Here is an 11,222-nt window from a genome sequence, read left to right on the forward strand (position 1 = left end):
GACGGTGATCGTGACGCCGATGCTCGGCTTCCGGTTCTCCTCGTCACCCTCGAGCGGGTCGTTGTGGATGATGTCCTTCTGCATGGGCGGTTCTCCTCTCGGTGTGTTCGGCGATACCTGTCCCGGCCGCCGCCGTGGTACTGACGCGGCCGGAATCCCCCCTCCGGTCGGCGGGGGGCGTCTTGGGGGCGCGGTGCGGGCCCTGCCCGCCGCGCAGCTCGCGGTCGAGGAAGACCACGGCACGGCGCAGTACGGCGACGTGGTCGCCGCCCTCGTAGCCGTCGTGCCCGCTGTCGAGCCACATCGACTCGTGGCGGGCTCCGGCGGCACGCAGCGCGGCGAGATAGCCGCGCACCTGGCCGGGCGGGCACTTGGCGTCCCGGGTGGCGGCCACGACCAGCAGCGGTGCCCGCACGCGCGAGGCGTACTGGATCGGCGAGCTGCGGGCGTACACCTCGGGCACGTCGTCGGGTGTGCCTCCGTACAGGCGCTCGTCCAGGGCACGCAGCGCGGACGTGGTGGTGCGGTAGGCGGCGACGCCGTCGGCGACGGGCTTGACGGCGACGCCCGCCTGCCACAGTCCGGGGCGGGTGCCGAGGGCCAGCAGCGCCAGGAAGCCGCCCCACGAGGTGCCCCACAGTCCGACGGCGTCCGGGCGCGCCAGCCCGCGCCCGATCAGATCGGCGCGCACCGCCACCAGGTCCTCGACCTGTGTGAGCCCCACGCCCGCGCCGAAGGCCCGGCGCCAGCGGGGGCCGTAGCCGGTGGAGCCGCGGTAGTTGACGCGTGCGACGGCGAAGCCCGAGGCCACGAGCGAGTGCACGACACCGTCGTAGGCGTCGCGGTCGTGATCGGCGGGACCGCCGTGTACGAGGAGGACGACGGGCGGCGGCGCGCCCCGCCCCATGGTCGCCCGGCCCCTGGCATCCCGGCCCCTGGCCGCGTGGCCTCTAGTTCCCCGGTCCTCGGAGGCTTCGCCCTGCGGGAGTTCGGGCCCCTGCGGCAGGCCGTCGCCCTCGGGGAGGCTGAGCCAGGTGTGCACGGGGCCGTCCGGGGTCGGCGTCCACAGATCGCGGTGGTCGCCCGGTACGCGCCCCGGCAGGGTGCCGAGGGCCGGCAGCGCGGTACCGGCCGTGGAGTACATGCGCGGCGGATGGGCCGTGTCCGTCCACAGGTAGTGCACATCGCCACCGGCTCGCGGCGCCGCGTCCAGCAGACTGCCGGGCGGAGTCGGCACGCGCGTGAGGGTGCCGGTGTCCAGGCGGGCCCGGTACAGGGTGCTGCGGCCGTGGCGGTCCTCGCGGATGAGGACGGTACGCCCCTCGTCCTCGTCCCCGTCCGGGTACCAGCGGGCGGTGATCTCACTGTCGAACGCGCACCACGGGTACGTACGGATCCCGGTCTCCGGCCGCCAACTGGCCAGCAGATAGCGGTCGTCGTCCTCGCGCACCAGCAGCAGTTCGTCACGTCCGGCGGTGGGCGCGAAGCCGAGCGACCAGAGTCTGCCGTGTTCCCCGGAGCCGGAGAGCACGGCGCGCGGTGTGCCGTCCGCGGCCAGGACGGTCACGGCGTGCGCGGAACCGGCGGGTCCGCTGATCGCGAGCAGACCGGCCTCGGCGGTGATCCCGGACAGCGTGGCGTGCCGGTCGACGCGCGTCACCTCGCGTGCGGAGGCGCCGCGCCGGCCCAGGTGGACGGTGGTGGTCCGGCCGTCACCCAGTCCCATGGCGACGATCCCGTCGTCGCTCACGGCCAGGCCGCGCGGGGTGCCCGGGGGGACGCCGGTCAGCCCGGGGAGGTCGGGGCCGCCGGGGAAGGGCTGGAACCGCCAGAGCCCCACGCCGTGCGCGTCCTCGTCGAACCACCACACGTTCGCGTCCCGGTCGATCGTTCCGTGCAGCGTGCCCCGCGGCCGGTCGGTGACCTGCCGGGCGCGCCCGGTCCCGGCGTCCCAGGCGAACACCTCGCACCGGCCGTTCGCGTCGGCGGTGAACGCCATCAGCGCCGGATCGGCGGCGCAGACCTCGGGCAGCGCGGCGAGGTAGACCTGGTAGCGGGAGCCGGTCACACGCCTCGCCCCCTCGCCGGAACGTCCCCCGCCGCTGTGGCCTTCGGCGGGGTACTCACGGGCGGTGCGTCCGGCGCCGTCGCCGGCACGCCCGGCGCCAGTACGCGTCGCGCGCCGAGGGTCGTGTGCAGAGCGAGCAGGACCAGCACCCCGGCGGCGGCGAGCGCGGGTACGGCGGCCCCCGCGTGAGCCGTCAGGAGCCCGGCGAGCGCGGGCGCCATGGCGGCGGCTCCACCGGCGGCGGCGGCGAGCACGGAGCCCGCGCGGGCCTGGAGTCCGGGCGGTGTCCCCTGGATGGCCCGGGCCTGGAGGATCACCGTGGCCAGCGGCATGATCAGGCAGAACCCGCCGAACAGCGCCCCGTACGACCACGGCGCCCCGGCCGTCGCGAGCGCGGCGGCGAGCGGGATCATGAGCCAGGTCACCGTCACGACCGCCCGCACGGGGCTGAGTCCGCGCACCAGCCGGGGCGCGGCGAGCGAACCGGCGAGTCCGGCGGCGCCGGACAGTGCCAGGACCAGACCCATGGGTGTGCCGCCGTGGCCGCTCGCCTGCAAGGTGAAGACGGCGTCGTAGTACAGCGCGGCCAGTACGCCGTTGACGGTGGTGGTCCACACGAGTACCAGCCGCAGCAGCGGCGTTGCCCGGACGAGCCGGACTCCGGCGCCCGCCTCGGCGGCCAGCGCGGACCAGGCGCCGCGTGCGGAGCGAGGCGCGGGCTGTGGCATGGGATGTGGCACGGTTTGTGGCGCGGGCCGCGGCACGGGACCGTCCTGCGCCGCGCTCGCGGCCGTCCCCGACGCGCCGTCGGAGACGGCCGGGACCGCCGCGTCCGCCCGGTCCGTCATGTCCACCGTGTCCACCGCGTCCGCGCTGTCGGTCCGGTCGGCCCGCAGATCCGAGCGCATGGCCCGGACGCACACGGCCGTGACGGCGTACGAGACGGCGTCCAGCACGAAGGGCAGCGCCCGCGACGCCTGGTACAGCATGCCGCCCAGAGCGGGTCCCGCGACCAGGGCACCCCGGTCGCCCGCCTCCAGCCCGGCCACCACGCGCGGGAGGTTCCCGGCCGTGGCGATCAGCGCCACCGTGCCGCGGGCCGCCGCCTCGTAGCAGGCGGTGGCGGTACGTTCCACGAGTACGGCGGCGAGCAGATGGACCAGTGAGGGCCGTCCCTCCGCGACGGCCAGGGTCACGGCCACGGAGCCCATCGCGAGCGCCGAGACCACCGCCGACCAGAACATCACCCGCTTGCGCGCGCCACGGTCGGCGGGTACGGCGACGAGCGGGCCGAGCACCAGCCCGGTCGCCGTGGACACCCCCGCGACCAGCCCCACCACCGCCGGCGAGTAGCCGAGCCCGAGGAGCAGCAGCGGCAGGACGACCCCGGACGCCTGACTGCCCAGGGAGTCGGCGGCGTTCGCGCACCAGAGGAGCCGCACGTCGCGGGTGGCGGGCTCGGCGGGCTCGGTGCCCTTGACCGGGACCGGCGGAGTCGAAGCGGCCCGGACGCGCGACGCCCCTGTTTCGGGAGCAGAAGATCCCATGCGCAGCCCCTCCCATTGCCGCCGTCACACTCGAAGTCGCATGCGAGAGCGCATGCGAAATAGCGCCACACTTGACGAAGATGCGTAGAAAAGGTGCAGGAATTGAAACGTTCGGGAGCTTAACCACGTGCCGCCGCGGAGGACAAGGACGCCCGAACGAGGGCTGGTTCGATTCCACACGGGCGCCGTGGGACGCGCCGGGGCCCCGGTATAGCGGCATCGGGGCGAGCGGCTCTTACCGCGCCCGCCATCCGCGATCACCGCGCCGGGGGTGGCGAATTCGGGCGGTGCCACCCTGCCGCCCGGGGTTCATGCTTCGCTTTGGCGTTCGCGGCGCCGAATGAGTCTTCCGGGTGGGCGGAGCCCTGTGTGGGTCGTCGCCGACCATGCCGGACATAAGGCGGAATGCGGCATTCCGTGCGGAGGACGGTAGCTGAACTGCGCGGGAAACGGGACGGGACGCCGCCGGCCGGCCCGGCCGCACCACACGCCACGACGCCCCGCCGCGGCCGCCGGACACGACCGCCACGCCCGCCGCCGACGGCGTACGCGGCCTTCCCGGTGGCGAACGCGACCCCCGCCGCCCAGGCGCCGTACGCCGCGTACCCCACAGGAGGAGAGGACTCCGACGGAAGCGCGCGGGCCCGCGCGATATCCGGAATCCCACTCCCCGGATATCGCCGGACCGACGAGAACGGCTCAAGTTATTGGCCGGAAACGTACGAGAGGCAAGGCGCACGCCGACACCGTTGTCGCCGCGCGGCAGCTGTCCGTTGGCGAAGGGCGTTCTGTGTCGTCGCCGCTGCGGACCGGCAGCGGAGTTCTACGAGGACCGGGCGGGAGTCCTGGTCCGGAGGAGGACCTCGCCGATGGACTCCTCGCGCCATCGCTTCAGGAGTTCGTGGAAGGCGAACGCGCCGTGCGGGTAGGCGGTCGGGCCGTTCGGACGGCCGCCCCCCTCGCGGTTGTAGTAGCCCGGGGTGCACTCGGCGTGGAACCACTCGTGGTCGGGGGCGTCCTCGGCCAGGACGGCGAGCCAGGCGTCCTCGCCCTCGCGGGACGGTTCGACGAGGGCGTCCTTGGCCTCGGCGGCCGCGACGAGGGCGGCGGCGTGGACGGCCTGCTCGTCCAGGATGTGCGTGTAGTTGACGCTGCTGGCGTTCTGCAGGGGGCCCATCTGGATCAGGTTCGGGAAGCCGTTGCTGGTGAAGCCGTGCAGACTGCGCGGGCCCTGCCGCGCCCAGGCGTGCAGCAGTTGGGTGCCGTCCCGGCCGTGAACGGGGAGCTTACCGGAGTGGATGCCGGAGGTGCCGACGGAGAATCCCGTGGCGAAGATCAGGCAGTCGATCTCGTATGTGGTGTCGCCGACCACGACGCCGTGTTCGGTGATGCGCTCGATGCCGTGGGTGTCCGCGGTGTCGACCAGGGTGACGTTGGCGCGGTTGAAAGCCGGGTAGTACTTGTCGGAGAAGGTGGGGCGCTTGCAGGCGTACCGGTACCAGGGCTTGAGCTTCTCGGCCGTGTCGGAGTCGGTGACGGACTGCTCGACGCGGTCGCGCAGCTCGTTCATCTTGACGGCGTCGGCGGTTTCGTAGGCGGCCTCGAAGGTCTTGCGGTCCCCTTGGCGGCGGAAGCTCGGCAGGAGCTTCTCCAGGAGGCCGGCCGACGCCGTCCACTGGTCCGCCACGAGATCCTCTTCGACTGTCTCGCCGGAGACGATGCGGAGATAGTTCTCGCGGCGCTCGCCCGCCCAGCCCTCGTGGTCGGCGCCGACGTCCTCGGCGGTGGTGCGGCGGTTGGCGCGTACGTCCACGGTGGAGGGGGTGCGCTGGAAGACGTAGACGTGTCCGGCGTCCTCGGCCAGCGCCGGAATGACCTGGATGCCGGTGGCGCCCGTGCCGACCACGCCCACCCGCTTGCGCGAGAGGCCGGCCATGCCGCCGTCCGGGGTGCCGCCGGTGTAGGCGTAGTCCCACCGTGACGTGTGGAAGGTGTGGCCCTTGAAGTCCTCGATGCCGGGTATCCCGGGCAGCTTCGGCTCGGAGAGGGTGCCGGTGGCGGTGACGACGTACGTGGCCCGGAACGCGTCGCCGCGGTCGGTGGCCACGATCCAGGTCTCGGATGCCTCCTCCCAGGTCAGCGAGGTGACCGCGGTGGAGAACAGGGCATCGGGGTAGAGGTTGAACCGCTGCGCGATCCGTACCGCGTGGCGGCGGATCTCGTCGCCGGGAGCGTACTTCCACTCCGGCACGTATCCCGTCTCGTCGAGCAGCGGCAGATAGACGTGCGACTCGATGTCGCAGTGGATGCCCGGGTACCGGTTCCAGTACCAGGTGCCCCCGAAGTCGCCGCCGATCTCGACGATCCGGACGCGCTCCACGCCCTGCTGCCGCAGCCGCGCCCCGGCGAGGATGCCGCCGAATCCGCCACCGATCACGGCGACGTCGACGGTGTCCTCCAGCGGCTCGCGGTCGGTCGGCCCGGCCGCGTACGGATCGGCGGCGTAGTAGCCGAACTCCGCTTCGGTGGGCTGGTACTGGCGGGCTCCGTCGGGCCGTACCCGCCGCTCACGTTCGAGCCGGTAACGCTGCCGCAGCGCGGCGAGTTCGTCGGGGGTCGGTGCTTGAGGGGTGGTCATGTGGGGGCCTCAATCCAGTTGGTCCGCTGGCATGCCGGCCGCCCCGGAAGAGCGGCTTTCCGCTACCGTAGCAACTACCGGACAATGGTGTCCGGTTGGAGTGCGGGTGCGTCGTGGCATCCGGTCCGGGCGTGCTCGGCCCCTTGCGCTGAGCCTTCCGGACAGCCGCGCGTCCGTACCCGCGCCCGCCCAGCCGCATCCGCAGACAGGAAGAGTGACCCCCCCATGCGACGACTCCCCGTCCGATCCCTTGCCGTGCTCGCCACGATCAGCACAGTGGCGCTCACCGGATGCGGTACGGACACGGGCAGCCCCGGCGACAAGGCGGCCTCCGCCGGCACGGGCAGGTCCATCACCGCCCAGAAGGTCATGCGGCTCACGAAGGTGCACCAGGAGACCGGGATGACCCTGCTGGAGGGCCCGACCTTCGCCAAGGACGGCAGCCTGCTCGTCGTCGACGTCACCGCGCCCGAGGGCAAGCCGAAGGTGATACGCGTCGACGTCAGGAAGAAGACGTCGCGTGCGGTCCACACCGACGGGCGGGGGGCCTACACCTCCGCGCAGTTCAGCCCGCACGACGGACGCGTCTACCTGTCCGACTTCGCCCACGGCGAGATCGTGAGCCTCGCCCCGGACGGCGGCGATCCGCGGACCTTCTTCTCCGGCGATGTCGACGGGGCGCCGATGAACCCGGACGACATCGCCTTCGACCAGGACGGCAACCTGTACGTCAGCGACTCACGCGGCCTGACCGAGGGCAAGGACCAGGGCCGCGTGGTGCGGATCGACCGCGAAGGCGAGAAGGCCACCGTCCTGGCCGACGACTTGGCCGCGACGAACGGAATCTCGTTCGACGTGGACTACCGCGGGCTGTGGATCAGCGAGCTGACCCAGAACCGGATCTCCTACCTGCGCCTCGACGGCAACGGCGAGGTGACGTCCCGGCACACCGCCATCCGCGTCGACGCCGGTATCGCCCAGACCGACTCGATCGCGGTGGACGCGGACGGCAACATCTACCAGGCGCTGCACGGCCGGGCGGCGATGCTCGTGTACGACAAGCACGGTGAGCGCCTGGCGACCATTGAACTCCCCCGCCGCACCGAGGGCCTGGAGTCGGCGACGAACGTGGCGATCACGCCCGGCGGGACCAAGGCGTACATGACCGTCAGCGGGCCCGCGGGGGGCTACCTGTACACCTTCGACGCGCTGGCGAAGGGGATCCGGCAGTCCAACGGCGGCTGATATCTCCCCGCCTCACCCTTCGAAGGGCCGCACCGGGCCCACCGCGACTCCGAGCAGCCGCCAGGCCCCCAGCGCCCGGCGTTCCCGCTCCTCGCGCGTGGGGCCGATGACGGCGCCGGAGACCATGGCGACGGCGAGCATGAGGTCGTTCGCCGCCGCCAGCCCGTGGCCGTCCGGCAGATGACCCCGCAGGGCCACCTCGACTCGCTCGGACAGCGCCAAGGCGTACGCGAGGGTGCCGGCGTGCCCGGCCGCCCCGTCGGCGTGCAAGAGGCCGATGAAGGCCGCCGACTCCGTCAGATGCCAGGTCAGCACGCCGAGAACGCCGGTGAAATCGGCGTTCCCGGCGGTGGCCGCCTGCTCGACCTGCCGTACGTTCTCCTCCAGAACCGCGGCCGCCACGGCGTCCCGGTCCGGAAAGTGCCGGTACAGAACGCCCTGCCCGACCCCGGCCCGACGGGCGATCGCGGAGAGCGGAGCGTCCAGACCGTGCTGTGCGTAGATCTCCCGGGCGGCGGCGACCAGAGCGGCCCGGTTGCGGGCAGCGGCCTTGGGGCCGTCGTTCGCGGGCCGCCGCTCGTCCGGTACGGGATGGTGCGTCACCCCGGAAGGGTACCGGCCGGTGTGCGGGGCGAGGCGGCCGCCCGGCCGCCCGGTACTACGACGGCCGGCCCGCGGCCATGGCCGTACACACCGCCCCCGGCGCCGTGGTGAACTCGGCGTCGCACCCGTCGCACCGGCCGTCGTAGGCGGCTCCCACCGGATGCGGGCCCTGTCCGCGCGCGCGGACACACCCGGGCGGGTAGGTGGTCGCCCCGACGCCGTCCGGCACGGCTCCCTCGTCGGGGGAGGGGGAGGAACCGGCGGGCAGCTCCCATTCATCGGGCCAGCCGTCACGTCGCAGGTCGCGCATGTCGTGCAGCGCCGCCTCGGTCAGATTCTCCGGGCCGGTCTCCTCTAATGACCGTACGTAGGCGAGGTCGTCGACCAGGTAGGTGTATCTGCGGCCGCTCAGGTCCTGACCCAGCACGAGCCCGTAGCCGGCCGGCCGGGGCGTGACCGCCGCCGCCCGGCAGAAGGCTGTGTAGGCCCGAGCGGAGCCGAGATCGTGTGGGGTCGCGAAAGAGACACCAAGTGGAATGAAATCGTTCATGTAACAAAGACGCGCGACATCGGCTCCACGTTGCGCGGAGTGTGAGTGTCACTTTGAGCCACCGGGGCAAGACCGGAGACCACCGCGACAGCGGAGAGCGGTACCGGTGCCTGTCCTGTTCCGTATGTCCCGGTCGGTGATCCGCCGCCCCCGTCGGGCACCGTCCGCACCGGGCTCATACGGGATCGCCCGGCAGGTCGAGATAGCCGGCGCGCAGCGCGGCCAGGACCGGGTCGTCCGTGGACAGCTCGGTGCCGTCGACGGCCGCCAGCGCGCGGACGCCGACGCTCGTGTTGGTCGCGAACGCCGCCCGCATTCCGCGCGCCTCCGCGATCGGCACCTCGCGTACGGTGTGCTCGTTCCGCCGCTGGAGCAGCGTCATGGTCACACCGGGCAGCACATCGCCCCGGGGCCACACGACGCCTCCCCGCGCGTCCACGAAACCCACGTTCCACGTTCCGCCCTCCGACACCTGGCCACCGGGGCCGTGGAAGAGGGCGTCGTCGTACCCCGCGAGCTGCGCGGTCCGCCTGGCGTGCAGGGCGCCGAACAGCCCCGTGTGTTTGATCTCGGCCGCGTCCCTCACGTAGGGCACCGACATGACTCTCATCGGCGGCAGGGGCAGCGAGCCGGCGGGGCGCGAGGTGACCAGCACCTGTGGTGCGGCGGCGGCCGAGGGCCGCCCGATGTCGAGCGACGGGTCGAAGACGCTCATACGGACCACGAAGGAACCGGCCCTGCCGTCGACGGCTCCGCGCAGGTACGCGCGGACCCGGTCCGTGTCCAGCCGCGTTCCGAACACGGCGCGGCAGTCGCGTGCGAGGCGCTCCAGGTGCAGGGCGAGGCCCCGTACCCGCCCGTCCTCCACGCGCATCGACGTGAAGTGTCCGTAATTGGTGAGCGCCAGGGCCCGCACGGCGTCGGGATCGACGGGCTGTCCGTTCAGTTCCATCACGCGCGACAGTGTGACAGGTCACCCGCGCCCCACGACGGTGGCGCCCACGCCCCGAGACGGTGGCGCCCGCGCACCGCGCCGCCCGTGGGGCTCCGGGGGCTGGATACGGCCGGATCCGCACTGTCGTCCGCGCGTCGCGCGGCGCCGCCACCTCCGGCCGAAGTCTCGGAAATTCCTTAGCTCAAATGTGGTTCGGTAAAACCGCCGAGCACTGGGTGAGGACTGTCGTCCCTCACTGGTCATCGTCCGTCGCAGTGAATCAAGGGGTCTGGATGTCCAAGCGTGCGCTGATAACCGGAGTCACCGGGCAGGACGGCTCCTATCTGGCCGAACACCTGCTTGCCGAGGGCTACCAGGTCTGGGGTCTGACCAGGGGCCAGGCCAACCCACGTAAGCAGCGGATCGGTGCGCTGATCCCCGAGCTGTCGTTCGTGGACGGCGACCTGATGGACCAGGCCAGCCTGGTGTCGGCCGTCGACCTCGTCCAGCCCGACGAGGTCTACAACCTCGGGGCGATCTCGTTCGTTCCGATGTCCTGGCAGCAGGCCGAACTCGTCACCGAGGTCAACGGCACCGGTGTCCTGCGGATGCTGGAGGCCATCAGGATGGTGAGCGGCCTCGGCCGGTCCAATGGCGGCAACGGCGGGGCGTCCGGACAGATCCGGTTCTACCAGGCGTCGTCGTCGGAGATGTTCGGCAAGGTGGCGGAGACCCCGCAGACCGAGCGGACGTCCTTCCACCCGCGCAGTCCCTACGGTGTCGCGAAGACCTACGGGCACTACATCACGCAGAACTACCGTGAGTCCTTCGGGATGTACGGAGTGTCGGGGATCCTGTTCAACCACGAATCACCGCGCCGCGGCGCCGAGTTCGTGACCAGGAAGATCTCCCTCGCGGTCGCCCAGATCAAGCTGGGCCTCCAGGAGAAGCTGTACCTCGGCAACCTCGACGCGGTGCGTGACTGGGGCTTCGCGGGCGACTATGTCCGTGCCATGCACCTGATGCTCCAGCAGGACACTCCCGGCGACTACGTGGTGGGGACCGGCAGGATGCACTCGGTCCGTGACGCGGCCAGGATCGCCTTCGAGACCGTGGGCCTGGACTGGGAGAAGTACGTCGTGGTCGACGAGGCCCTGGTCAGGCCCGCCGAGGTGGAGACGCTCTGCGCCGACTACGGCAACGCCCATGAGAACCTCGGCTGGAAGCCCCTGGTCGAGTTCCCGGAACTCATGCGGATGATGGTGGAGTCCGACCTCCGCCAGGCGGACCGCGAGCGGGAATACGGTCAACTGCTCACCGCCGGCGGCTGGTAGCCCAGCCCCGGGCCCTGTCCGCCCCACTCCGCCCGGCCCGGGAGCAACGCTCCCGGGCCGGGCGGCACGGACACCGGACAGGGCAACGCGTCCCCCTCCCGCCGCCGGTTGGCCGGGCCGAGTCTAGGGATTTTCCCTGACGAGTCCGTCGAGACTGGGCCCGTGTGGCGTGCGGGAGGGCCGGCGGTGCCCCGTGCGGGGCACGCCCGACGCGTCAGGCGCTGTGGAAAGCCATCCCGAGTGCCGGATGCGTATATCGAACTCCTCCGCTGTCCGCCGGTCTTGAGAATGGTTGCGTTGAAG

General features: G+C 72.2%; 8 protein-coding genes. 2 read left to right on the forward strand and 6 right to left on the reverse strand.

The window, feature by feature from the left end; translation table 11 throughout:
* Positions 1-43: 43 nt before the first annotated feature.
* The 3 genes from OG627_RS33710 to OG627_RS33720 all read right to left on the reverse strand — a co-directional run bounded on the left by OG627_RS33710 (position 44) and on the right by OG627_RS33720 (position 6,253).
* The gene (locus OG627_RS33710; RefSeq protein ID WP_329071703.1) at positions 44-2,068 is read right to left on the reverse strand and encodes an alpha/beta hydrolase family protein; all 2,025 of its coding nucleotides are present in this window, start codon (positions 2,066-2,068) and stop codon (positions 44-46) included.
* Positions 2,065-3,615, reverse strand: coding sequence for an MFS transporter (locus OG627_RS33715; RefSeq protein ID WP_329071705.1), 1,551 nt, complete (start codon positions 3,613-3,615; stop codon positions 2,065-2,067). Before OG627_RS33715 ends, OG627_RS33710 begins: the two co-directional genes overlap by 4 nt.
* A gap of 823 nt (positions 3,616-4,438) precedes the next feature.
* Positions 4,439-6,253, reverse strand: a complete 1,815-nt coding sequence (locus tag OG627_RS33720) for a flavin-containing monooxygenase (RefSeq protein WP_329071707.1) — start codon at positions 6,251-6,253, stop codon at positions 4,439-4,441.
* 225 nt (positions 6,254-6,478) lie between these two features.
* Between OG627_RS33720 and OG627_RS33725 the strand changes: the two genes are divergently transcribed.
* On the forward strand, positions 6,479-7,498 hold the full coding sequence (locus OG627_RS33725) for an SMP-30/gluconolactonase/LRE family protein (RefSeq protein ID WP_329071709.1): 1,020 nt from the start codon (positions 6,479-6,481) through the stop codon (positions 7,496-7,498).
* Between the two features lie 12 nt (positions 7,499-7,510).
* Here OG627_RS33725 and OG627_RS33730 read toward each other — a convergent pair whose 3' ends face one another.
* The 3 genes from OG627_RS33730 to OG627_RS33740 all read right to left on the reverse strand — a co-directional run bounded on the left by OG627_RS33730 (position 7,511) and on the right by OG627_RS33740 (position 9,603).
* A complete protein-coding gene (locus OG627_RS33730) occupies positions 7,511-8,101 on the reverse strand; it encodes a helix-turn-helix domain-containing protein (protein ID WP_329071711.1) in 591 nt (196 codons plus the stop codon).
* Between the two features lie 55 nt (positions 8,102-8,156).
* Positions 8,157-8,651 carry a hypothetical protein gene (locus OG627_RS33735; protein ID WP_329071712.1) on the reverse strand — a complete coding sequence of 165 codons (495 nt, stop codon included), beginning with the start codon at positions 8,649-8,651 and terminating at the stop codon, positions 8,157-8,159.
* A gap of 175 nt (positions 8,652-8,826) precedes the next feature.
* Positions 8,827-9,603 (reverse strand): aminotransferase class IV family protein, encoded by a 777-nt coding sequence (locus OG627_RS33740; RefSeq protein WP_329073177.1) that lies wholly within the window; start codon positions 9,601-9,603, stop codon positions 8,827-8,829.
* A 275-nt stretch (positions 9,604-9,878) separates the two neighbouring features.
* Between OG627_RS33740 and OG627_RS33745 the strand changes: the two genes are divergently transcribed.
* Positions 9,879-10,919 (forward strand): GDP-mannose 4,6-dehydratase, encoded by a 1,041-nt coding sequence (locus tag OG627_RS33745; protein WP_329071713.1) that lies wholly within the window; start codon positions 9,879-9,881, stop codon positions 10,917-10,919.
* The last annotated feature ends 303 nt before the right edge of the window (positions 10,920-11,222 follow it).

The organism is Streptomyces sp. NBC_01429 (assembly GCF_036231945.1).
Classification (GTDB): domain Bacteria; phylum Actinomycetota; class Actinomycetes; order Streptomycetales; family Streptomycetaceae; genus Streptomyces.